Genomic DNA, 23,283 nt, shown 5'->3' with positions numbered 1-23,283 from the left:
CCCGTGCGACTGCGGAAGTGGACGGTGGTCAGCGGAAGTGGGCGGTGCCGCCCAGGCTGTAGCGGCCCGGCTGGGGGTAGAGCAGCGCGTTCGCCGGGCGGCCGTCCAGCCGCACCGTGCGGGTGAGGCGGCCGTCGTCCGGGGAGACGGCGTACGCCGTGCCGGCGGCCGGGGCGGTGAGCCACAGCGCGGTGCCGTCGACGGTGACGCCGCCCGGCGCCGTCCTCCCGGTGCGGGGCAGGCGCCGGCGGGCGGTCACGCGGCGGGCGGCGAAGTCGATCGCGGTGAACGAGCCGTCGCCGCGGCCCAGGACGTACAGGGTGCGGGCGTCCCGGCTGGGCAGGAGGCCGTGCGCGCCCGGAGCGGTGGCGATGAACCCGGTCGCCTGGAAACGCGCCGCGTCCACCAGCCAGACGCCGCCTTTCACGGGGTCGGCCACGTAGAACAGCGAGCCGTCGGGGGACAGCCGCACGTCCTGGGGATGGGAGCCCAGGGGCAACGCGAGCGTGCCGGTGGTGACGCGGCGGGCCACGTCGACGCGGACGAGCAGGCCCGGCCGGACGCAGGCGAGCACGAGCGTGCCCTCGTCGGCGGAGAGGTCGGCGTGCGGGGTGCCGGTGCAGGGCAGACGCAGGGCGGCGCGCGCCCGCATGGTGACGGGGTCGCGGAAGACGACCCTGCGCGAGGCGATCGTCACCGCCTCACGTCCACGGGAGGTGAAGTACAGGCCCCGCACCCGGGGGACGGGGCGCACCCGGCCACGGCGTCCGCTGCGCGCGCTGACCGGCAGCAGGCCGTCGCGCCCCACCACCCACAGCCACCTGAGGTTCCAGGACGGGACGACGCGCGCGGTTCGGCCGCCGGGCACGGGAATGCGGCCGACGAGCCGTCCGCCGGGCAGTGCCAGGACGTCCACGGTCCCGGTCGCGGCGTTCGGCACGTACAGGCGGGGCGGCAGCGCGCGGGTCGCGGGGCTCAGCATGCCGGGGCGGGTGGCCGCGTAGACGTCGCTGCCGGGCGCCGCCGGGCTCGCGGCCGTCCGGGGACGCGACGCGACCACGACCGGGGCGGGACCGCCCAGCCCGATCACCGGGTCGTCCGGCGCGCCCTTCCCGGGCGGGTAGAACGGCACGGGCGACTCGCACGCCGACAGCAGGCCGCACACGACCGCCGTGGCCGCCGCGCGTCGTCCGTGACGTCGTCCGTATCCCCCCGACACGGCCGGAACTGTAGCGGCGAAAGCACTCCGCGTGCCCGCCCCATCACGAAAGGTTTCTCAAACCACGGGACAGACGAGGGCTGGGCGGACGGCTAGGAAGACTTGCCGATGCCGATTCCGAACTCGCGGTAGACCCGCTCCCAGAACCCGTCGCGCAGCCAGGTGCGGGCCTCCTGGTAGGGACGCAGCGACCCGCCCAGCTCCTTCTCGGCCTCGATCAGCAGTTCCTTGTCGATGACCGGCGGCAGGATCGGGCCGGGCAGCAGGTCCCGGATGTTGTCCCGGCCCCGCTCGAAGATCCACTTTTGGGCGACGTGCTCGCCGATCTCCAGCATGTGGTCGCGGTCCGGGCCGAGCTTGCCCTCGCCCGGGGCGGGCGCGGGGGCGGTGTGGTTGTTGACGTGCGCGGCGGCGGCCGCGGGCGCGCCCTGCCGCACGGCCGGATTGGGGCCGAGCGGGGCGGCCGACGGCTTGACCGCCGGGGTGCGCCCGGCGAACACCTCGGACGGCGACGGCACGGGCGCGCGCCCCCCGGCGCCGTCGCGCACCGCGGCCGCGTCCGGCGGGGCGGCGGGCACCGGCAGGGCCTTGGCCTTGGTGAAGTAGGGGCGCAGGAAGTCGGCCGGCAGCACCTCGACGGTGTCGGACTCCCACACCAGCCATTCGGCCTGGTTGGAGCCGTGCGTGGGTTCCACGCCCCACAGGTGGACGCGCACGCCGTAGCGCTGCGCGGCCTCCACGGCGGGCAGCATGTCCTCGTCGCCCGCCAGCAGCACCGCGTCGGTGATCGCGCGGTGCCGGGCCAGCGCCTCCAGGTCGTTGCGGAGCTGGGCGTCCACGCCCTTCTGCTGGCCCTGCGCGTTCAGGTTGCCCAGGCGCAGCTTCACCAGCGGCAGGTTGGCGATGACGCGCTGGTCGACGGTGGGCTGCTTCTTGGGCGCCGCGTCGTACCAGTAGACGCGCAGCAACTCGCCGAGCAACTGATCGTCGGCGTGGCTGGTCAGCGCTTTGATGAGTTTCTCGGCCGCCACCCGGTACTCGCGACGGGAGCTGCAGCCGAGGAGCAGGGCACCGGAGGCCGCGTAGAGGTATCCCGCGTCGACGAACACGGCGTATCGCGCGGGCTGTGGAACGAACTCCGAGGTGGCCATGGCCTTTCACCTTATTCGTGCAGGCCCTGTTCCCGTGCGTGAACCACGGTTACATGTGCCTGCTCCTTCTAGGCACAGCATTTCCCGGGACGGGGGCCGCACACGCGTCCGGCGTGCCCGGCCCGCCCCGGGAAGCCCGCGCGACGCTACCGTTCGAGCGCCCGCGGCGCCACCACCTCAGCCCGTGAAGGGACGTGTCACCTCGGGAGCCCGCTGGCCCGCCACGCCCCCGGGCCGCGGGGCCGCAGCCCCTCCGACACCGGCCCGCGCATCATCCGCGACCGGTCGGCCCACCGCGACACGCCCGGCTGCTGCGCCGGTGCCGCCGCGGCGGCCGCGGCGTGGGCCCGCGCGGTGAGCACGGCGACCAGCGCCGCGACCTCCTCGGGCGCCGCGTCGCCCCGCACCACCTGCAGGAACGGCTTGTTATCGGCCATCGGCCGCACCTTTCTCCGGGGGACCCCCTCAACCCAATGAGATCACAGCGGGATGTTGCCGTGCTTCTTCGGCGGAAGCGTCCGGCGCTTGTCGCGCAGCGCCCGCAGCGCCTTGATCACGTACGCCCGGGTCTCCGACGGCTTGATCACCGCGTCCACGTAGCCGCGCTCGGCGGCGATGTACGGGTTGGCCAGCGTGTCCTCGTACTCGGTGATCAGCTCGGCGCGGCGCGCGTCCGGGTCCTCGGCGGCGGCCAGCTCGCGCCGGTACAGGATGTTCACCGCGCCCTGCGCGCCCATCACCGCGATCTGCGCGGTCGGCCAGGCCAGGTTGATGTCGGCGCCCAGGTGCTTGGAGCCCATGACGTCGTAGGCGCCGCCGTAGGCCTTGCGGGTGATCACCGTGACCAGCGGGACGGTGGCCTCGGCGTAGGCGTACAGCAGCTTGGCGCCGCGCCGGATGATGCCGTTCCACTCCTGGTCGGTGCCGGGCAGGAAGCCGGGCACGTCCACGAACGTCAGCACCGGCACGTTGAACGCGTCGCAGGTGCGCACGAACCGGGCCGCCTTCTCCGAGGCGTGGATGTCCAGCGTCCCGGCGAACTGCATCGGCTGGTTGGCCACCACGCCCACCGCGCGGCCCTCCACGCGCCCGAACCCGACGATGATGTTGGGCGCGAACTGCGCGTGCACCTCCAGGAACTCGCCGTCGTCCAGCACGTGCTCGATGGCCGTGTGCATGTCGTACGGCTGGTTGGGCGAGTCGGGGATCAGCGCGTCCAGCTCGGGGTCGGTCTCGTCGGCGTCGTCCGGCGCCTCGAACACCGGCGGGTCCGACATGTTGTTGGACGGCAGGTAGGACAGCAGCGCCTTGACGTACTCGAAGGCGTCCTCCTCGTCGGAGGCCTGGTAGTGCGCCACGCCCGAGCGGGTGTTGTGCGCGTGCGCGCCGCCGAGCTCCTCGAACGTCACCTCCTCGCCGGTGACCGTCTTGATGACGTCCGGCCCGGTGATGAACATGTGCGAGGTCTTGTCGACCATGACGATGAAGTCGGTGATCGCCGGGGAGTACACCGCGCCGCCCGCGCACGGCCCCATGACCAGCGAGATCTGCGGGATCACCCCGGAGGCGTGCACGTTGCGCTTGAAGATCTCGGCGTACAGGCCGAGCGCGACCACGCCCTCCTGGATGCGCGCCCCGCCGGAGTCGTTGATGCCGATCACCGGGCAGCCGGTCTTGAGCGCGTGGTCCATGACCTTGGTGATCTTCTCGCCGAACACCTCGCCGAGGGAGCCGCCCGCGACGGTGAAGTCCTGGCTGAAGATCGCCACGTGCCGGCCGTCGATGGTGCCGTAGCCGGTGACCACGCCGTCGCCGTAGGGACGGTTCTTCTCCATCCCGAAGTTGGTGGACCGGTGCCGGGCCAGCTCGTCGAACTCCACGAACGAGCCGGGGTCCAGCAGCGCGTCGATCCGTTCGCGCGCGGTCATCTTGCCCTTGGCGTGCTGCTTCTCGACCGCACGCTGCGACCCCGCGTGCACCGCCTCGTAGCGGCGGCGTTCCAGGTCCGCGATCTTCCCGGCGGTCGTGTGGACGTCGATGTCGACCGCTGGTTCCGGAGCTTCCATCGCCATGCGGGTCAGACTAACCGGCCGCCGTCCCGCGGAATCGGGCGGGGCGCCCGCTGGCCGCGTGTCGCCCGCGCGGCCGTTCGCGCGGCCGTTCGCCCCGCCTTCACGGCTAAGGAACGCCCTGGTGACGAGCGGGCCACGGGCCGCTCATTACGCTGGGCTGCGTGGCTACGAACACGCGGGACACCCTCCGTCAGGACATGCCCGAGCCGCTGCGCCGGGACGTTCGGCTGCTGGGCTCGATGCTGGGCGACAGCCTGGTCGAGTACGGCGGCCGGGAACTGCTGGACGACGTGGAGCGGCTGCGGCACGCGGTGATCGGCGCGCGTCGCGGCGAGGTCGGCATCGACGAGGTGGCCGCGCTGGTCGACGGCTGGTCCCTGGAACGGGCCGAGCAGGTCGCCCGCGCGTTCACCGTCTACTTCCACCTGACCAATCTGGCCGAGGAGCACCATCGCATCCGCACGCTGCGCGAGCGCGACACCGGCGGGGACGCCCCGGTGCCCGGCTCGATCGCCGCGGCGGTCGAGGAGATCGCCGGCGCCGGGGCCCCGGCCGACCGGCGGCAGGCCGTGCTGGACGACCTGGAGTTCCGGCCGGTCTTCACCGCCCACCCGACCGAGGCGCGCCGCCGCGCCGTGGTCACCGCGATCCAGCGGGTCAGCGATCTGCTGGCGGCGCTGAACGCCGACCCGGGCGAGGGCGACCGCGCCGACCTGGAGCGGCGGCTGCGCGAGGAGGTCGACCTGCTGTGGCGCACCGCGCTGCGCAGGCGCACCCAGATGGACCCGCTGGACGAGGTCCGCACCGCGATGGCCGCGTTCGACGAGACGATCTACCGGGTGGTGCCGCGCGTCTACCGCACGCTGGACGCCGCGCTCGACCCCGCGACCGGCGCCCGCCCGCCGCTGGCCCGCCCCTACCTGCGCTTCGGCAGCTGGATCGGCGGCGACCGCGACGGCAACCCGTACGTGACGGCGCGGGTGACCCGGGACGCGATCGCGATCCAGTCCGAGCACGTGCTGCGGGCGCTGGAGAACACCTGCGCCCGGATCGGCCGCGAGCTGACCGTCCACGCGACCACCACCCCGCCGTCGGCGGCGCTGCGCGACCGGCTGGCCGCCGCGCGCACCGCCCACCCCGGCCGGTTCGCCGAGATCGCCAAGCGGTCGCCGGACGAGCCGCACCGGCAGTTCCTGCTGTACGCGGCCGAACGCCTGGCCGCCACCCGCGAGCGCGACGCCGACCTGGCCTACGGCTCGCCCGAGGAGCTGCTGTCCGACCTGCGCGTCGTGCAGGACTCCCTGGCCGAGGCGGGCGCGGTGCGCCAGGCGTACGGCCGCGTGCAGGACCTGGTGTGGCAGGTCGAGACGTTCGGCTTCCACCTGGCCGAGCTGGAGATCCGCCAGCACTCGGGCGTGCACGAGCAGGCGCTGGCCGAGGTCCGCGCGGGCGGCCCGCTGAGCGAGATGACCGAGGAGGTGCTCGACACGCTGCGGGTGGTGGCGTGGATCCAGAGCCGCTTCGGGGACCGGGCCTGCCACCGCTACATCGTGTCGTTCACCCGCTCGGCCGGCGACATCGCCGCCGTGCACGAGCTGGCCGCGTCCCTGGACAACCCGCCGGTGCTGGACGTCATCCCGCTGTTCGAGACCGGCGAGGACCTGGAGCGCGCCCCGGCCGTGCTGGACGGAATGCTGCAGATCCCCGCCGTCCGGGCCCGGCTGGAGCAGACCGGCCGCCGCCTGGAGGTCATGCTCGGCTACTCCGACTCGGCCAAGCAGCTCGGCCCCACCACGGCCACCCTGCGGCTGTACGACGCGCAGGAGGCCCTGGTGTCGTGGGCGGCCCGCAACGACGTGCGGCTGACGCTGTTCCACGGCCGCGGCGGGTCGCTGGGCCGCGGCGGCGGCCCGGCGGGACGCGCGATCCTGGCGCAGGCGCCCGGGTCGGTCGCGGGCGGCTTCAAGGTCACCGAGCAGGGCGAGGTGATCTTCGCCCGGTACGGGCACCCGCAGATCGCCCGCCGCCACATCGAGCAGGTCACCAACGCGGTGCTGCTGGCGTCCACCGACGCGGTGCAGGAGCGCGCCCGCGCCGCCGCCGCCCGGTTCCGCCCGCTGGCCGACAAGATCAGCGACGCGGCGCGCGCGGCGTTCCGGGGGCTGATCGAGACCGACGGCTTCGCCGAGTGGTTCGGCCGGGTCAGCCCGCTGGAGGAGATCGCCGAGCTGCGCATCGGATCGCGTCCGGCGCGCCGCAAGGCGGCCCGGGGCCTGGAGGACCTGCGGGCCATCCCGTGGGTGTTCGCCTGGACGCAGACCCGCGTCAACCTGCCCGGCTGGTACGGCCTGGGCAGCGGCCTGGCGGCCGTGTCCGACAACGGGCGGCACCTGGACGAGCTGCGCGAGGCGTACCGGTCCTGGCCGCTGTTCGCCTCGCTGATGGACAACGCCGAGATGAGCCTGGCCAAGACCGACCGTGCCATCGCCGAGCGCTACCTGGCGCTGGGCGACCGGCCCGACCTGGCCGAGACGGTGCTGGCCGAGTACGACCGGACCCGGTCGCTCGTGCTGGGGGTCACCGAGCACGAGCGGCTGCTGGCGAACCGGCGCGTGCTGTCGCGCGCGGTCGAGCTGCGCAACCCGTACGTCGACGCCCTGTCCCACCTGCAGCTGCGCGCCCTCAAGGCGTTGCGCGACGGCGTCGAGGACGACGCCGAGCGCGCCCGCCTGGAGGAACTTCTGCTGCTGTCGGTCAACGGCGTGGCCGCGGGCCTGCAGAACACCGGCTGAGATACGGGAGCCCCCGGGGGGAGGCCCCCGGGGGGCTCAGCTGGGCCAGTTCGGCTTGCGCTTCTCGTTGAACGCGGCGATGCCCTCACGGCGGTCGGGGGAGAAGGCCACCGACCGCCAGGCGTTCTCCTCGATGTCCAGCCCGGCGTCCAGGCCGACGCCGCCGCCGAGCCGCATCGCGCGCTTGGCCGCCCGCACCGCCGTGGGCGAGTTCGCGGCGATCGTCGCGGCGATCGTCAGCGCCTCCTGCCGGGCCGAGCCCGCCGGGACGCGCCGGTCCACCAGGCCGTAGGCCTCGGCCTCGTCGATGCCCAGGCGGCGTCCGGTCAGCACCAGGTCGGCGGCGCGTCCCGTCCCCATCCGGCGCACCGCCAGCTGGGTGCCGCCGCCCCCGGGCACCAGCCCGACGGTCACCTCGGGCAGCCCGAACACCGCGGTCTCGTCCGCCACGATCAGGTCGCACGACAGGACGAACTCGCAGCCGCCGCCGAGCGCGTACCCGTGCACGGCCGCCACCACGGGCTGCGGCAGGTCGAGCACGCCGCGGAACGCGGCGCGCAGCACCGGCCGCTGCGCCAGCAGCTGGTCGTCGGTCATGCCGTTGCGCTCCTTGAGGTCGGCGCCCACGCAGAACGCCTTCTCTCCCGCCGCGCTCAGCACCACCGCGCGCACCGACGAGTCCGCCGCCACCTCCGCGCACACCTGCGCCAGGCGCCGTGCCAGCGCCGTGGAGATGGCGTTCAGGGCCTCCGGCCGGTCGAGCACGATCTCGGCCACGTGCGGGCTCGTCTCGTCCCGCCGCAACGTCACTCCGTCCACGCGAGCACTCTAAGATCTCCGGCTTCCACTGGCGATCGCGGGGTTGCGGTTGGATGGAGTGGTGAGCGAGTCACCGTACAGCGACCTCGGCAGGCCGCCGCTGCACGAGGGGGCGTTGCGCCGGCTGCTGGTGCGGCCGGGGGCGTTGTGGACCGATGTCCGGGTCGTCCCCGAGACCGGGTCCACCAACGCCGACCTGGCCGCGCTGGCGCGGGAGGGCGCGCCGGAGGGCACCGTCCTGGTCACCGAGATGCAGACGGCCGGGCGCGGCAGGCTGGGCCGGCCGTGGTCGGCGCCGCCGCGCTCGGGGCTGATGTTCTCGCTGCTGCTGCGTCCGGCGGTCGGGGTGGCGCGGCTGGGCTGGGTGCCGCTGCTGACGGGGGTGGCGGTGGCGACGGCGGTGCGGCACATGACCGCCTGGACGCCCCCCGCCGAGCAGCGGATCAACGACGGCGCGGCGGACACGGGCGCCGAGCGGCCGGTGGACGTGCGCCTCAAGTGGCCCAACGACCTGCTGGTCGGGGAGCGCAAGCTGGCCGGGATCCTGGTGGAGAAGGTGGACGGCGCGTTGATCGTCGGCGTCGGGCTGAACGTCGGCCTGCGCGCGGACGAGCTGCCGGTGCCCACCGCGACCTCGCTGCTGATCGAGGGGGCCCCGCTCAGCGACCGGGCGCCGCTGCTGCGCGCGATCCTGCGCGAGTTCGAGGACTGGTACCGCGACTGGCACGCGCTGGACGGCGACCCCGAGCGCAGCGGCCTGCGCACCGCCTACAAGCGGCTGTGCGCCACGCTCGGCCGGTCGGTCCGGGTCATGCTGCCGGGCGACCAGGTGCTGACCGGAACCGTCCGGGACGTGGACGCGACCGGGTGCCTGGTGGTCGCCGCCGACGACGGGGATCGGGTGGTCAGCGCGGGGGACGTGGTCCACGTTCGGTGATATCGACCTCGACTTTGGCGGAATACCCATGAAGCGGACGAGCCAGGTCTTTGCCGGACCGATGGCCCCTTCCCGGACCGCGTCTGTCACGATATTGCGCGGAGGAGGCGTACCGTAAGCGCACCACGAACCGCCGCTGACGTCCGCGACGTCGCCGGCAGGCGGAGGGCAAGGGAGATGTCTGCTGGGTTGCCGGATGAGCTGCCCGACCCCGGGCTGCCCGCCCCCAAGGAGGTCGAAGAGCTCCTGCTTGGCGGGCAGCTGCGCTACACCCGCGTCGACGCCGTGCGGCTGTCCGGCGTCAGCCGCGAGTTCTCCGGGCGGGTGTGGAAGGCCTTCGGCTACCCCTCGATGCCGGACGAGACCGTGGCCTACACCGAGGGCGACGTCGCCGCGCTGACCCGGCTCAAGCGGCTGATCGACGAGGGGGTGCTGGACGAGGACTCGGTCGTGCGCATGGTGCGCGCCTTCGGGCAGACCATGGCGCGGCTGGCCGAGTGGCAGGTCAACCTCCTGACCAACATGCTGCAGCGGGCCGACCCCGGCGAGGCGCCGCCGGCCGAGGCGATCCGGTCGATCGTCGACATCGCCGACAAGTACCTCGACGACTTCGAGCCGCTGGTCGTGCACGCCTGGCGGCGCCAGCTCGCCGCCGCCGGGACCCGGGCGCTGGCCTCGGCCGCCACCCGCGACGGCCGCGAGACCGACCCGGCCGCGCCCGCCGCCCGCAGCCCCATCACGGTCGGCTTCGCCGACATGGTGTCCTTCACCCAGGTCAGCCGGGAGCTGGAGGAACTCGAGCTGGCGCGCGTGGTGGAACGTTTCGAGGAGACCGCCTCCGACATCGTCGCCTCCTGCGGCGGGCGGCTGGTCAAGACGCTGGGCGACGAGGTGCTGTTCTGCGCCGAGGACCCGGCCGTCGGGGCGGAGATCGCGCTCAGCATCGCCGCCGCCGTCAAGGACGAGACCGAGGTGCCGGACGTGCGGGTGGGCGTGGCCTTCGGGCCGGTGCTGCCGCTGATGGGGGACGTGTTCGGCACCACCGTCAACCGCGCCGCCCGGCTGACCTCCCTGGCGCGTCCCGGCACCGTGGTGATCGACGCGGAGCTGGCGGCCGAGCTGCGGGACGAGCCGGCCTTCCAGACCACCCGGATCGTCCGGCGCCCGGTCCGCGGCCTGGGCATCATCCAGCCCTACGTGCTGCGCCGCATGTCCCCCAACGGCTTCCGTCCGCGCGACCCGCACGCCTGACCCGCGCGCCGGGCACGGGCGCGGGGGGACGGCGCCGTGGGACGCCCGGGGACGGTGGGCACCGTCCCCCGGGGCGGCCTCGGGGTGGGCGGTCAGTCGGCGCTGGGGGTGTTCTCGCCGGGGGCGTCGGTCAGCCGCAGCAGATAGTTCTGCTCGCCGAGCGACTCGACGAGCGCCAGCTCGGTCTCCAGGTAGTCGATGTGCTCCTCCTCGTCGGCGAGGATGTCCTCGAAGATCCGGGCGGAGGTGACGTCGCCGCGCGAGCGCATCAGCTCGATGCCGGGGCGCAGCCGCGCCACGGCCTCCAGCTCGATCTGCAGGTCGGCGCGCAGCTGCTCGACGACCGTCTGGCCGATGCGCAGCGTGTTGAGCTTCTGGTAGTTGGGCAGGCCCTCCAGGAACAGGATGCGGTCGGTCAGCCGCTCGGCGTGCCGCATCTCGTCGATGGACTCCTCGCGGGTGTGCCTGGCGAGCCGGGTGTAGCCCCAGTTCTCCTGCATCTTGGCGTGCAGGAAGTACTGGTTGATGGCGGTGAGCTCCGCGGTGAGCTGCTCGTTGAGCAGGCCGATGATGTCCTTGTCGCCTTCCATGACGACCATGCTTCCACGTCCCGATTCATGTGGACAGCACTGAACCCCCGTACGGGACATCCGGGACCGGACGGGGTGACGCGGAAGGCTCGCTCAGGCTGCGGTCGGCTGGACCGTCCCCCTCTCGCCGTCGCTCTCGGGGCCGTGCTGCCGGATGAGGCCGTAGAGCCGCTTGGTGCAGGCGCCGCAGCCGGGCTTCATGCCGCAGGCGGCGCGGACCTCGCGTGCCGTACAGGCCCCCTGCGCCAGACAGCCGCGGACGTCGTCCTCGGTGACGGCGTGGCAGATGCAGACGTACATGCGGCGGGGACCTTCCTCGCTGACCTCTCCGGACCCGCGCGGCACCGCGTGGGGTGCTCGCACTAAGGCTGCCCTCAATAAGGTAAGGCATGCCTAAGGTAGTGGAAAGATGTCCGTTCTGACCAGAGCCCTCCCGATCGGTGTGATCCATCCCCTAGTGGGAAGCATCCCGACGGCGACCACGGGAGGGCGGGAGAGTGGAGAACCTGTGGCCGGGCGACGCGTATCCGCTCGGCGCCCATTTCGACGGTGCCGGAACCAACTTCGCGGTCTTCTCCGAAGCGGCCGAACGGGTGGAGCTGTGCCTGTTCGACGATGACGACGAGGAGGCCCGCTGGGAACTGCCTGAGGTCGACGCGTTCGTCTGGCACGGATACCTGCCGGGCGTGATGCCGGGGCAGCGGTACGGGTTCCGGGTGCACGGGCCGTACGAGCCCGAGCACGGCCACCGCTGCAACCCCCACAAGCTGCTGCTCGACCCCTACGCGCAGGCGATCGAGGGCACCGTCGACTGGAACGAGGCGCGGGGCGCGGAGGCGCTGTTCGGCTACCGCTTCGGCGACCCGTGGTCACGTAACGACCTCGACTCCGCCCCGCACACGATGCGTTCGGTGGTCGTCAGCCCGTACTTCGACTGGGGCGACGACCGCCCGCCGCGCATCCCGTACCACGAGATGGTCATCTACGAGGCGCACGTCAAGGGCCTGACCGCGCGCCACCCCGACATCCCGGCCGAGCTGCGCGGCACCTACGCCGGGCTCGGCCACCCCGCGGTGATCGAGCATCTCACCGATCTCGGGGTCAACGCGGTGGAGCTGATGCCCGTCCACCAGTTCGTGCACGACGGGCACCTGCTCAAGCGGGGGCTGCGCAACTACTGGGGCTACAACACCATCGGGTTCTTCGCCCCCCACAACGAGTACTCCTCCGGGGGCTCGCGCGGCGAGCAGGTGCTGGAGTTCAAGGCGATGGTGCGGGCGCTGCACGAGGCGGGCATCGAGGTCATCCTCGACGTCGTCTACAACCACACCGCCGAGGGCAACCACCTGGGGCCGACGCTGTCGTTCCGAGGCATCGACAACGCCTCCTACTACCGCCTGGTGGACAACGACCCCCGGTACTACATGGACACGACCGGCACCGGCAACAGCCTGCTGATGCGCAGCCCCCATGTGCTCCAGCTCATCATGGACTCGCTGCGGTACTGGGTGACGGAGATGCACGTCGACGGGTTCCGCTTCGACCTGGCCGCCACACTGGCCCGCGAGCTGCACGACGTGGACCGGCTGGCGGCGTTCTTCGACCTGGTGCAGCAGGACCCGGTGGTCTCCCAGGTCAAGCTGATCGCCGAGCCGTGGGACGTGGGCGAGGGCGGCTACCAGGTCGGCAACTTCCCGCCGCTGTGGACCGAGTGGAACGGCAAGTACCGCGACACGATGCGCGACTTCTGGCGCGGGCAGCCCGGCAGCATGCCGGAGTTCGCCTCCCGCCTGGCCGGCTCCAGCGACCTGTACGCCGACGACGGCCGCAAGCCGTTCGCCTCGATCAACTTCATCACCTGCCACGACGGCTTCACGCTGCACGACCTGGTCTCCTACGACGGCAAGCACAACGAGGCCAACGGCGAGGACAACCGGGACGGCACCGACGACAACCGGTCGTGGAACTGCGGCGAGGAGGGGCCCACCGACGACCTGGAGATCCTCGCCCTGCGGGAACGCCAGAAACGCAACCTGCTCGCCACGCTGTTCCTGTCGCAGGGCGTGCCGATGCTGTCGCACGGGGACGAGCTGGGCCGCACCCAGCGCGGCAACAACAACGCCTACTGCCAGGACAACGAGCTGTCCTGGGTCGACTGGGAGGCGTTGCTCGACCAGTTCCCGCTGCTGGACTTCGTCCGGCGGCTGTCGGCGCTGCGGGCGCGCCACCCGGTGTTCCGGCGGCGCCGTTTCTTCGAGGGCCGCGCCGCCGAGGCGGCGCGGCGGCGTTCGGCGCGGGGCCGCGGCACGGGGGGCGGTGAGGCCCTCCCCGACCTGGTGTGGTTCACCCCGGGCGGACGTGAGATGACCGACGGGGACTGGAACGTCGGCTACGCCAAGTCGCTGCAGGCCTTCCTGAACGGCGAGGCCATCAGCGAGCCCGACCGGCGCGGCCGGCGGATCGCGGACGACTCGTTCCTGCTGCTGTTCAACGCGCACGACGGCGACCTGGGGTTCAAGGTCCCGCCCGTGCGCTACGGAGGGATGTGGTCAAAGGTGCTGGACACGGCCGACCCCATGCTGGCCGAGGAGGAGTCCCCTGTGGTGAAGGCCGGCGAGAGCGTGACGGTGGAGGCCCGGTCGGTCCAGGTGCTCCGCCGTGTCTGACGGAGAGGCCGCGCGGGAGTCGCCCTTGGAGAGCACCCGTGGCGCGCGGGTGACGGCCCACCCGCCCACCGGCACGTACCGGCTGCAGTTGCGGGGAGGCGCGGGCCCGGAGCGTTTCGGCTTCGCCGAGGCCGCCGCCCTCGCCCCCTATCTGGAGGCGTTGGGGGTCTCGCACGTGTACCTGTCGCCCATCCTGCAGGCCGCCCCCGGCTCGACCCACGGTTACGACGTCGTCGACCCCACCCGGCTGTCGGAGGACCTCGGGGGCGAGGAGGCGTTCCGCGCGATGACGGCGCGGTTCCGTTCGCACGGGCTGCGGGTGCTGGTGGACGTGGTGCCCAACCACATGGCGATTCCGGTGCCGCCCACCCTGAACCGCGCGTACGCGTCCGTTCTGGAGGAGGGCGCCGGTTCGCCCTACGCGCGCTGGTTCGACGTGGACTGGGACGCGGGAGGCGGACGCATCGTCCCGCCAGGGGAGGGCGAACCCAACTACCGCCGGTTCTTCGACATCTCCGGCCTCATCGCCCTGCGCCAGGAGGACCCGGAGGTGTTCGCCGAGACGCACCGGCTGCTGCTGCGGCTGGTGGCCGAGGGTCAGGTCGACGGGCTGCGCGTCGACCATCCCGACGGGCTGAGCGACCCCCGCGGCTACCTGGAGCGGCTGCGGGCCGAGGCGGGCGGCTGCTGGCTGCTCGTCGAGAAGATCACCACCGGTGCGGAGGAACTGCCGACCGACTGGCCCTGCGCGGGCACCACCGGCTACGACGCGCTGGGCATGGTCGGCGGGCTGTTCCTGGACCCCGACGGGGAACAACCCCTGACCGAGACCTACGCGGCGCTCACCGGCGGCACCCCCGATTTCCGCGAGGTGGAGTTCGCCTCACGGCGGTACGTGGCCGAACACGGGCTGCGTCCGGAGGTGGCCCGCCTGCACCGCGTGCTGTGCGGGGCGCTGCCGGCCCGTCCAAAAGACACCCTGGAGAGGGTGCTGGTCGAGCTGCTGGTGGCCATGCCCGTGTACCGCGCCTACGTGGTGCCGGGGGAGAAGGCCCCGGCCCAGGCGTCCGACGTCCTCGCCCAGGCGGCCGAACGGGCCCGCCAGCACCTGCCCCCTGAGACGCACCCCGACATGGACGCCGTCGTCCGGCTCGCCCTCGGGCTCGACCCGGACGAGTCCCCGGCCCCCGCCGACCCCGGCGTGCAGGCGGCACGCCGCGAGTTCGTCGTGCGGTTCCAGCAGACCTCGGCCCCCCTGGCCGCCAAGGGCGTGGAGGACACGGCGTTCTACCGCTGGTCGCGGCTGGTGTCCCTGAACGAGGTCGGCGGCGACCCGGCGCGGTTCTCCGTCTCCCCGGGGGACTTCCACGCCTTCTGCGCCCGGCAGGCGCGCGACTGGCCCACCGCGATGACGACCCTCTCCACCCACGACACCAAACGCCAGGAGGACGTGCGCGCACGCCTGGCCGTGCTCAGTGAGATGGCGGGCCCCTGGGCGGCGGCGGTACGACGCTGGCGCGCCTGGGCGGGAGACGGCTCGCCCCTGGAACCCGACCTGGACTACCTGCTGTGGCAGACGCTCGTGGGGGCCTGGCCCATCGAGGAGGGCCGCCTTACGGAGTTCCTCACCAAGGCCATGCGCGAGGCCAAGACCCGCACGTCCTGGCTGGACGGCGACCCCGGCTACGAGGCGGCCGTGCTCGCCCACGCCCGCCGCGTCCTGGAGGACGCCGACCTGGTGGCCGACCTGGCCACGTTCGTGTCGCAGCTGGAGCCGTACGCGCGCGTCGTCATGCTCGGCCAGAAGATCGTCCAGCTCACCATGCCGGGCGTGCCGGACGTCTACCAGGGCTGCGAGCTGGTCGGCCTGTCCCTGGTGGACCCCGACAACCGGCGTCCGGTCGACTACGGCTCCCGCCGCGCCCGCCTGGCGCACCTGGACGCGGAGGGCGCGCCGCGCGACGTGGACGACCTGAAGCTGCTGATCACCTCGCGGGCGCTGCGGCTGCGCCGCGACCACCCCGAATGGTTCAGCGCCTCGTACGAGCCCGCGCGCGTCACCGGGGCCACCTCGGCCCACGCCGTGGCCTATCTGCGCGGCTCCGGCGCTCTCAGCGGCCGCGGCGGGCGTCCCGGCGACGCGCGGGTCCTCACGCTGGCGACCCGGCTGCCCGTCGGCCTGGAGATTCACGGCGGATGGGGCGAAACGACCGTCGACGTCCCGGCGGGCCGCTGGCACGACCGCCTCACCGGCCGCGTCCACGAGGCCGGCGGCCCGCTGCCTCTCGCCGAGCTGCTCGCCGATCTCCCCGTCGCCCTGCTGGTCCGCGAGGAGCCCCGATGACGTGGTTCGAGGTGTGGGCCCCGAACGCTGAGAGTGTGCAGGTCGCGGTCGGCTCCCGGGACGATCTCGTCCGCCACCCCCTGCGCCCCCTGGACGGACGCCCCCCGGGCCGGTGGGGCGCGGCGGTCCCCGGGGCGGGCCACGGCACCGACTACGGATTCGTCCTCGACGACGGCGAGGTACTGCCCGACCCCCGCTCCCTGTGGCAGCCGTACGGTGCGCACGGCCTCAGCCGCGTCTACGAGCACGACCGGTTCTCCTGGACCGACCGACGCTGGCGCGGCCGTCCCCTGCGCGGCAGCGTCCTGTACGAGCTGCACGTCGGCACGTTCACCCCCGAGGGCACCCTGGACGCCGCCTGCGAACGGCTCGACCACCTGGTGGCCCTCGGCGTGGACGCCGTGGAGCTGATGCCCGTCGCCTCGTTCTCCGGCGAGCACGGATGGGGCTACGACGGCGTCCACCTGTGGGCGGTGCACGAACCCTACGGCGGCCCGGACGCGTTCAAGCGCTTCGTCGACACCGCCCACGCCCTCAGGCTGGCGGTCGTCCTGGACGTCGTCTACAACCACCTCGGTCCCAGCGGCAACTACCTGCCCCGATACGGCCCGTACTTCACCGACGCCTACAGCACCCCCTGGGGCGACGCGGTCAACTTCGACCAGGCGGGCGCCGACGAGGTGCGGGCGTACGTCGTGGACAACGCGCTGATGTGGCTGCGCGACCACCACGTCGACGGGCTGCGCCTGGACGCCGTGCACGCCATCAACGACCGCCAGGCCGTCCACATCCTGGAAGAACTCGCCGTCGCCGTCCGGGGCCTGTCGGCGCACGTGGGGCGCGAGCTGTTCCTCATCGCCGAGTCCGACCTGAACGACTCCCGGCTCGTCACGCCCCGGGAGGCGGGCGGCCACGGGCTCGACGCGCAGTGGAGCGACGACTACCACCACGCCATGCACGCCGCCCTCACCGGGGAGCGCCAGGGCTACTACTGCGACTTCGGCTCCCTGGACGCCCTGGCCAAGGCCCTGACGAAGGTGTTCGTCCACGACGGGACGTGGTCGACCTACCGGGAGCGCCGCCACGGCCGCCCCGTGGACGTGCTGCGCACCCCGGCCGACCGGTTCGTGTGCTTCCTGCAGAACCACGACCAGGTCGGCAACCGCGCCTCCGGGGACCGCCTCACCGCGTCCCTGCCCCCGGGCCTGCTCAAGGTGGGCGCGGCGCTGCTGCTGCTGGCGCCGTTCACCCCCATGCTGTTCATGGGCGAAGAGTGGGGGGCCACCACGCCCTGGTGCTACTTCACCGACCACGTCGAACCGGAACTGGCGCGAGCCGTCAGCGAGGGCCGCCGCCGGGAGTTCGCCCGGCACGGCTGGTCCGGCCACGTCCCCGATCCACAGGCCGTGGAGACCTTCCGGGACTCGGTGCTCGACTGGGACGAACTCCACAAGGCCCACCACCCCGAGCTGCTGGAATGGCACCGCTCCCTGATCGCGTTGCGGCGCTCCTGGCCCGAGCTGACCGACCCCAGGCTCACCGAGGTCCACGTCGAGACGGCACGGGAGGACACCGGCGAACGCTGGCTCGTGCTGCGGCGCGGCCGCGTCTCGATGGCGGCCAACCTGGGCGCGCGGCCCGCCGAGATCGAGCTTCCCGCCTCGCGGCTGCTGCTGGCGTCCGACCCGGACGTGCGCCTGGACGAGTCGGCCGGCGCGGGCGCGTCCGCCGGGTCCGCCGAGGGGCGGCCCCTGGCGCCGAGCTCGCGCGTCACCCTCCCGGCGACCTCCGTGGCGGTCGCCGCCGCCTCACCCGTCCGCCCGCCGCGGACCCGCGACCACTGACCCGGCCCGCGCCGACCCACCCCTCATCCGAGTGCGACCGCCCCGGAGCCGCGGAAGCGATCGGTGACACTCTCATCACCGGTCGTTACGCCTGGATAGCTCCGGGTTGGTTGTAGTTCATCCGTGTTCGAGGATGTACTACGTGTGGCAAACCGCAGGTCAAGAGCGCGGCGGGTGCCGGGAAACGTTCATGAATGGTCATACGATCGACTCATGACCTCAGTACTGCTCGCCGAGGACGACACGTCCATCTCCGAGCCCCTGGCCCGCGCGCTGCGGCGCGAGGGGTACACCGTGGAAGTCAGCCCGGACGGCCCGCAGGCGCTGGAGCGGGCGCTCGGGGGAGGCGTGGACCTCATCGTGCTCGATCTCGGCCTGCCCGAGCTCGACGGCCTGGAGGTGGCGCGCCGCGTCCGCGCCGAGGGCCACGGCGTGCCCATCCTGATCCTCACCGCCCGCGCCGACGAGGTGGACACCGTCGTCGGGCTGGACGCGGGCGCCGACGACTACGTCACCAAGCCGTTCCGGCTGGCCGAGCTGCTGGCGCGGGTGCGCGCACTGCTGCGCCGCGGCAGCACCGAGACGCCGATCGTGCAGGGCGTGCGGATCGACGCCGAGTCGCGTCGCGCGTGGATGGGCGACCAGGAACTCCAGCTCACCACCAAGGAGTTCGACCTGCTGCGCGTGCTGGTGCGCGACGCGGGCAAGGTGGTGACCCGCGAACAGATCATGCGGGAGGTGTGGGACACGAACTGGTGGGGGTCCACCAAGACGCTCGACATGCACATCTCCTGGCTGCGTCGCAAGCTGGGGGACGACGCCGGCAGCCCGCGTTACATCACCACGGTGCGGGGCGTCGGCTTCCGGTTCGAACGCGGCGACTAGACCGGCCGCCATGACCATGCGGTTCTGTCGTCCGCGCCGGGCCCGCCGGTTCGTCCATGCCCGGCGGGCCTGCCGCCCGCGTCCGGGCGCGCGGCCCCGCTGCGGGGAGCGCCCGCTCGTGCCCGCGCCCTGCCACCACCCGGCCTCGTGCCACCCGGCCTCATTCCACCCGGCCTCATTCCACCCGGCCTCATTCCACCCGGCCCCGTGCCGCCCGGCGTCCCGGCGCGCCGCCGATCCGGCGCGCTCGCGCTGCGCGCCGCCTCCGCGCGAGGCGGGGCGGTCCCGGGATCGTCCATGCGGAGGAGGGACCGCGTGATCATGGCTTCGTCCCCGAAGGAGCCCTGATGAGGCGCCGGCTGCTCCTGTCGACGCTCGCGGTGGCGGTCGTCGCGATCCTGCTGCTCGGCATACCCCTCGCCTACGCCACGCACAAGCTGATCTACGAGGAGGCCCGGCAGTCGCTGGAGCGCGAGGCCTCGTCCATCCTCGGCGGAGTCGGCTTCAGCCTGGAGTCCCGCCAGCCGATCACCACGCAGAAGATCGCCCAGGAGTACCCGGGGCGGTTCATCACGATCACGCTGCCGGGCAACCAGGTGGTGACGGCGGGGGCGCGGCCGCCGAACGGCGCGGGCCTGCTGACCGCCTCGGCCGACGCCGGCGGCACGCACGTGCAGGTCTCCCAGGAGGCCAACGAGGTGCGTGACGCCGCGCTGCGCCAGCTGCTGCTGATCGGCAGCCTGGCCGCGCTCGGCGTCGCCGTCACCGTGGGCCTGGCCATGTTCCAGGCCCGCAAGCTCACCCTGCCGCTGATCGACCTGGCCGAGACCGCCGACCGGCTGGGCAGCGGCAACGCCCGGCCGCGCCGCCGCAGGTACGGCATCCCCGAGGTCGACCGCGTCGCCGAGGTCCTGGACCGCAGCGCGGTGCGGATCGCCGACCTGCTGGCGGCCAGCCGGGAGTTCGCCTCCGACGCCAGCCACCAGCTGCGCACCCCGCTGACCGCGCTGTCCATGCGGCTGGAGGAGATGATCGAGGCCGCCGACTACCCCGACGTGGTGCGCGAGGAGGGCGCGGCCGCCGTCGCGCAGGCCGAACGGCTGGTCGCGGTGGTCGAGCAGCTGCTGGCGCGGTCCCGGCACGACCGCACCGGAGCGGCCGTGCCCGCCCCGATCGACGACATCATCGCCCAGCAGGTGGAGGAGTGGCGCCCCATCTTCCGCCGGGCCGGCCGCGACATCCGCATCACCGGACGCCCCGGCCTGGTCGGCATGACCAGCCCGGAGGGGCTGTCCCAGATCATCGCCACGCTGCTGGACAACTCCCTGGTGCACGGCCGCGGCACCGTCACCATCACCACCAAGCCGGGCGCGAACTCGGTGGTGGTCGAGGTCGGCGACGAGGGCCCGGGCATCCCGCCCGAGCTGGAGGCCCGCATCTTCGAACGCAGCGTCACCAGCGGCAAGGGCACCGGTCTGGGCCTGTACCTGGCCCGGTCCCTGGCGGTGGTGGACGGCGGGCGGCTGGAGCTGATCCAGGCCCGTCCGGCGGTGTTCGGGGTGTTCCTGCGGCAGGCATCGGAGGCCAGGCTGGCGGAGGAACGGGTCGTCAGCGGCCCTGTCTGACGGCCGCCTGCCGCGCGGCGTCGGCGGCCCGCCCGTTGACGGGGTGCCCGTTGACCGCGTGCCCGTTGACCGGGTGGCCGTTCACGGGGTGATGGGCCGGGTGGTGGGCCGGGTGGCCGGAGCCGTTGACGGGCGCCCCGCCGGCCGGAGCGGTACCGGCGGCCGCCTGGCCGGAACCGGGCGCCGCACCCGCCTCCGGCAGGCCCGAGGCCGGGTCGACCTGCGGCGCCGTCGCGGGCAGGAACACCCACTTCTTGTACGACCAGAAGCGGAACAGCGTCGCCACCGCGGTGCCGACGACCAGCGCGCCGTTGTAGGCCAGCGCCCCGTGCAGCCCCAGCACGTAGTAGGTGAACCCGATGAACAGCTGCGTGATCACCAGGCCGACGCCGTTCAGCGCGAAGAACAGCACGTACTCGCGGCCCAGCCCGGTGCGGTCGCGGTGCCGGAACGTCCAGTAGCGGTTGGCCAGGTAGGCGAACGTGGTCGCCACGACCGTCGCGATACCGTTGGACGACAGCGGGCCCATGCCGAGGCCGGTGTGCAGCGCGTTGCCCACGGCGAACGTGATGACGAACGCCGCGGCGCCCACGCTGCCGAACTTCGCGAGCTCGTGCACGACGTGCGCGAAACGTCGGTAGAGATTGGCGACCAGGCTCACGAAGGGGAACCGTCCTTCCGGACTTCGGATGCTGGGATCGGGCTCACCGGCGTGGGGCCCGGCGCCCCGCGCTCATACCGGGGCCAGAACGAGAATAGACGCATGGTGCCCGTGAGACGTCGGCAGTTGAACGATCGTTGTACCCGGCTCGGTTCCTGCCCCCGGCGATGGAGATCACACACCGTTGGACGCCGGGACGGCCGCGTTCGTTCATCCCTCGCGTCCCGATAGCCTTCTCCACGTGAAGAATCCAGCTCAGACGCCGGTTGTCGGAATGGTGGGCGGCGGTCAGCTGGCCCGCATGACGCACCAGGCGGCGATCTCGCTCGGCGTGCCGCTGCGGGTGCTCGCCCGTGACCCCGGCGAGTCGGCGGCGCAGGTCTGCGCGGACGTCCGGATCGGCGACGAGCGCTCACTGGACGACCTGCGCGCCTTCGCCAAGGACTGCGACGTGGTGACGTGGGACCACGAGCACGTTCCCCAGGAGCTCATCAAGGCCCTGGAGGAGGCGGGCACGGCCTGCCGGCCCGGCTCGGACGCCCTTCTGCACGCCCAGGACAAGCTTGTCATGCGCGAGCGCCTGTCGTCCTTCGGGGCGCCGTGCCCGGCGTTCTCCCACGTCCCGTCCCGCGCGCCGCTGGCGTTCCTGGAGGCGTTCGCCCGCGAGCACGGCTGGCCGCTGGTGCTCAAGGCGACCCGCGGCGGCTACGACGGCAAGGGCGTCTGGGTGCTGGACGCCCTCGACCGCGACACGGCCGAGCTGGTGAACCGGCTGCTGGGCGAGGGCGTCGACCTCCTCGTCGAAGAGCACGTCGCCTTCCGGCGGGAGCTGGCGGCGCTGGTCGCCCGGTCCCCCTACGGCCAGGGCGCCGCGTACCCGATCGTGGAGACCGTCCAGCGCGACGGCATCTGCCACGAGGTGATCTCGCCCGCGCCCGGCCTGGACGAGGACGCCGCCGCCGAGGCACAGCGCCTGGCCCTGGACATCGCCGAGCACCTCGGCGTCACCGGCCTGCTGGCCGTCGAGCTGTTCCAGACCGACTCCGGCCTGGTCGTCAACGAGCTGGCGATGCGGCCGCACAACTCCGGGCACTGGACGATCGAGGGCGCCCGCACCTCGCAGTTCGAGCAGCACGTGCGGGCCGTCCTGGACCTGCCGCTCGGCTCCACCGAGGCCACCGCCCCGTACGTGGTCATGGCCAACGTGCTCGGCGGCGACGACCCGGACGTCTACCCCCGGTACGTGCACGTCATGGCGCACGACCCGGGTGTCCGGGTGCACATGTACGGCAAGCAGGTCCGTCCCGGACGCAAGATCGGCCACGTGACCGCGCTCGGCGACGACCTCGACGAGGTCCGCGAACGCGCCCGCCACGCCGCCGACTACCTGCGCTGGGGCCCCGCCCTCAAGGAGCCGGGGGGCGTGGGGGGTCGTCCCCCCACAGGGACAGAGAAGGAGCGTGGATGACAGAGCCCGTGGTCGGCGTGGTGATGGGCAGCGACTCGGACTGGCCCACGATGAAGGCCGCCGCCGAGGCCCTGGACGAGTTCGGCGTGCCCTACGAGGCCGACGTGGTCTCCGCGCACCGCATGCCGCACGACATGATCGCCTACGGGTCCGAGGCGGCGGCCCGCGGCCTGCGCGTGATCATCGCGGGGGCGGGCGGCGCGGCGCACCTGCCCGGCATGCTCGCCTCGGTGACGCCGCTGCCGGTGATCGGCGTGCCCGTGCCGCTCAGGCACCTGGACGGCATGGACTCGCTGCTGTCGATCGTGCAGATGCCCGCGGGCGTGCCGGTCGCGACCGTCGCCGTCGGCGCCGCCCGCAACGCCGGCCTGCTGGCCGTCCGCGTCCTCGCCGCCTCCGACGAGACGCTGCGCGCCAAGATGACCGAGTTCCAGCGGACCCTGTACGACCAGGCCAAGGCCAAGGGGGCCCGCCTGCGCGAAAGCCTCGGCTAACGGCGCAGCGCCCACTCCACGGCCGGGCAGCGGTCCATGACCACGTCGAGCCCGGCCTCCTGGGCCCGCCGCGCCGCGGCCTCGTCCACCACGTCCAGCGGCAGCCACACCGCGCGGGCGCCCACCGCGATGGCCTCGTCCACCGCCGCGCCCGCGTGCTCGGCCCGCCGGTAGACGCCCACCACGTCCAGCGGCCCCTCGTCCGCGGGGATCTCCGCGAGCGAGGTGTACCCGCGCTCGCCCAGCACCGTCGCCCCCGACGGATGCACCGGGATGATCCTCTTGCCGCGCTGCTGCAGCAGCTGCGCCTGCGTGTGCACCTCGCGCGCCGGGTTGTCGCCCAGCCCCACGAACGCCCACGTCCTCGACTCGTTCAACAGCCGCCGGATCACGTCCACGTCAGCGAATCCCATACGCCGCACAACACCGCCCCCCGGCAGATCGTTCCCGCGGCCCCGGCGGCCC

19 protein-coding genes are annotated in these 23,283 nt (G+C 73.1%); 10 read left to right on the top strand and 9 right to left on the bottom strand.

The annotated features are described in order from the left end of the window. Positions 1–28: 28 nt before the first annotated feature. From ABZ801_RS25170 to ABZ801_RS25155, 4 genes are all read right to left on the bottom strand, one after another. The gene (locus ABZ801_RS25170; RefSeq protein ID WP_360702013.1) at positions 29–1,219 is read right to left on the bottom strand and encodes a hypothetical protein; all 1,191 of its coding nucleotides are present in this window, start codon (positions 1,217–1,219) and stop codon (positions 29–31) included. Between the two features lie 92 nt (positions 1,220–1,311). Then, positions 1,312–2,370, bottom strand: a complete 1,059-nt coding sequence (locus ABZ801_RS25165; protein ID WP_360702010.1) for an NYN domain-containing protein — start codon at positions 2,368–2,370, stop codon at positions 1,312–1,314. Between the two features lie 197 nt (positions 2,371–2,567). After that, the gene (locus tag ABZ801_RS25160) at positions 2,568–2,807 is read right to left on the bottom strand and encodes an acyl-CoA carboxylase subunit epsilon (RefSeq protein WP_360702007.1); all 240 of its coding nucleotides are present in this window, start codon (positions 2,805–2,807) and stop codon (positions 2,568–2,570) included. A 42-nt stretch (positions 2,808–2,849) separates the two neighbouring features. Then, entirely contained in the window at positions 2,850–4,442 is a 1,593-nt protein-coding gene (locus ABZ801_RS25155) for an acyl-CoA carboxylase subunit beta (RefSeq protein WP_344943670.1), read from the bottom strand. Between the two features lie 197 nt (positions 4,443–4,639). Between ABZ801_RS25155 and ABZ801_RS25150 the strand changes: the two genes are divergently transcribed. After that, positions 4,640–7,234 carry a phosphoenolpyruvate carboxylase gene (locus ABZ801_RS25150; protein WP_360702530.1) on the top strand — a complete coding sequence of 865 codons (2,595 nt, stop codon included), beginning with the start codon at positions 4,640–4,642 and terminating at the stop codon, positions 7,232–7,234. Positions 7,235–7,270: 36 nt separating this feature from the next. On the opposite strand, the gene ABZ801_RS25145 is transcribed toward ABZ801_RS25150, so the two are convergent. Next, entirely contained in the window at positions 7,271–8,053 is a 783-nt protein-coding gene (locus ABZ801_RS25145; RefSeq protein WP_360702004.1) for an enoyl-CoA hydratase-related protein, read from the bottom strand. 61 nt (positions 8,054–8,114) lie between these two features. Between ABZ801_RS25145 and ABZ801_RS25140 the strand changes: the two genes are divergently transcribed. Together ABZ801_RS25140 and ABZ801_RS25135 are read left to right on the top strand one after the other, a co-directional pair. Continuing rightward, complete coding sequence (locus ABZ801_RS25140) at positions 8,115–8,990, top strand: biotin--[acetyl-CoA-carboxylase] ligase (RefSeq protein WP_360702002.1); 876 nt, start codon at positions 8,115–8,117, stop codon at positions 8,988–8,990. A 177-nt stretch (positions 8,991–9,167) separates the two neighbouring features. Further along, positions 9,168–10,241 carry an adenylate/guanylate cyclase domain-containing protein gene (locus tag ABZ801_RS25135; protein ID WP_344943662.1) on the top strand — a complete coding sequence of 358 codons (1,074 nt, stop codon included), beginning with the start codon at positions 9,168–9,170 and terminating at the stop codon, positions 10,239–10,241. 92 nt (positions 10,242–10,333) lie between these two features. Here ABZ801_RS25135 and bfr read toward each other — a convergent pair whose 3' ends face one another. Continuing rightward, a complete protein-coding gene (bfr, locus tag ABZ801_RS25130; protein WP_344943659.1) occupies positions 10,334–10,831 on the bottom strand; it encodes a bacterioferritin in 498 nt (165 codons plus the stop codon). 93 nt (positions 10,832–10,924) lie between these two features. Continuing rightward, positions 10,925–11,131 (bottom strand): (2Fe-2S)-binding protein, encoded by a 207-nt coding sequence (locus ABZ801_RS25125; RefSeq protein WP_344943656.1) that lies wholly within the window; start codon positions 11,129–11,131, stop codon positions 10,925–10,927. Between the two features lie 197 nt (positions 11,132–11,328). On the opposite strand from ABZ801_RS25125, the gene glgX reads away from it, so the two are divergent. The 5 genes from glgX to ABZ801_RS25100 all read left to right on the top strand — a co-directional run bounded on the left by glgX (position 11,329) and on the right by ABZ801_RS25100 (position 20,195). Beyond that, entirely contained in the window at positions 11,329–13,497 is a 2,169-nt protein-coding gene (glgX, locus tag ABZ801_RS25120) for a glycogen debranching protein GlgX (protein WP_360701998.1), read from the top strand. Next, positions 13,490–15,841 (top strand): malto-oligosyltrehalose synthase, encoded by a 2,352-nt coding sequence (gene treY / locus ABZ801_RS25115; RefSeq protein WP_360701995.1) that lies wholly within the window; start codon positions 13,490–13,492, stop codon positions 15,839–15,841. Before glgX ends, treY begins: the two co-directional genes overlap by 8 nt. Beyond that, positions 15,838–17,685: a malto-oligosyltrehalose trehalohydrolase gene (gene treZ / locus ABZ801_RS25110; RefSeq protein WP_360701992.1), complete on the top strand. Its 1,848-nt coding sequence runs from the start codon at positions 15,838–15,840 to the stop codon at positions 17,683–17,685. Before treY ends, treZ begins: the two co-directional genes overlap by 4 nt. Before the next feature lie 213 nt (positions 17,686–17,898). Continuing rightward, positions 17,899–18,570 (top strand): response regulator transcription factor, encoded by a 672-nt coding sequence (locus ABZ801_RS25105; RefSeq protein ID WP_019629095.1) that lies wholly within the window; start codon positions 17,899–17,901, stop codon positions 18,568–18,570. Between the two features lie 347 nt (positions 18,571–18,917). Then, a complete protein-coding gene (locus ABZ801_RS25100; protein ID WP_344943645.1) occupies positions 18,918–20,195 on the top strand; it encodes an ATP-binding protein in 1,278 nt (425 codons plus the stop codon). Here ABZ801_RS25100 and ABZ801_RS25095 read toward each other — a convergent pair. Continuing rightward, positions 20,179–20,856, bottom strand: a complete 678-nt coding sequence (locus ABZ801_RS25095) for a GtrA family protein (RefSeq protein ID WP_360701989.1) — start codon at positions 20,854–20,856, stop codon at positions 20,179–20,181. The genes ABZ801_RS25100 and ABZ801_RS25095 overlap by 17 nt on opposite strands. Before the next feature lie 241 nt (positions 20,857–21,097). On the opposite strand from ABZ801_RS25095, the gene ABZ801_RS25090 reads away from it, so the two are divergent. Beyond that, positions 21,098–22,324: a 5-(carboxyamino)imidazole ribonucleotide synthase gene (locus ABZ801_RS25090; protein WP_360701986.1), complete on the top strand. Its 1,227-nt coding sequence runs from the start codon at positions 21,098–21,100 to the stop codon at positions 22,322–22,324. Then, positions 22,321–22,818 carry a 5-(carboxyamino)imidazole ribonucleotide mutase gene (gene purE / locus ABZ801_RS25085; RefSeq protein ID WP_360701983.1) on the top strand — a complete coding sequence of 166 codons (498 nt, stop codon included), beginning with the start codon at positions 22,321–22,323 and terminating at the stop codon, positions 22,816–22,818. Before ABZ801_RS25090 ends, purE begins: the two co-directional genes overlap by 4 nt. On the opposite strand, the gene ABZ801_RS25080 is transcribed toward purE, so the two are convergent. Continuing rightward, positions 22,815–23,231 carry a CoA-binding protein gene (locus tag ABZ801_RS25080; protein ID WP_360701980.1) on the bottom strand — a complete coding sequence of 139 codons (417 nt, stop codon included), beginning with the start codon at positions 23,229–23,231 and terminating at the stop codon, positions 22,815–22,817. The two genes, purE and ABZ801_RS25080, sit on opposite strands and share 4 nt — an antisense overlap. Between the last annotated feature and the right edge of the window lie 52 nt (positions 23,232–23,283).

The organism is Actinomadura sp. NPDC047616 (assembly GCF_040642915.1).
Taxonomy (GTDB): domain Bacteria; phylum Actinomycetota; class Actinomycetes; order Streptosporangiales; family Streptosporangiaceae; genus Spirillospora; species Spirillospora miaoliensis.
Note: the sequence above shows the minus strand (reverse complement) of the source record. Positions and strands in the feature narration are given on the sequence as shown.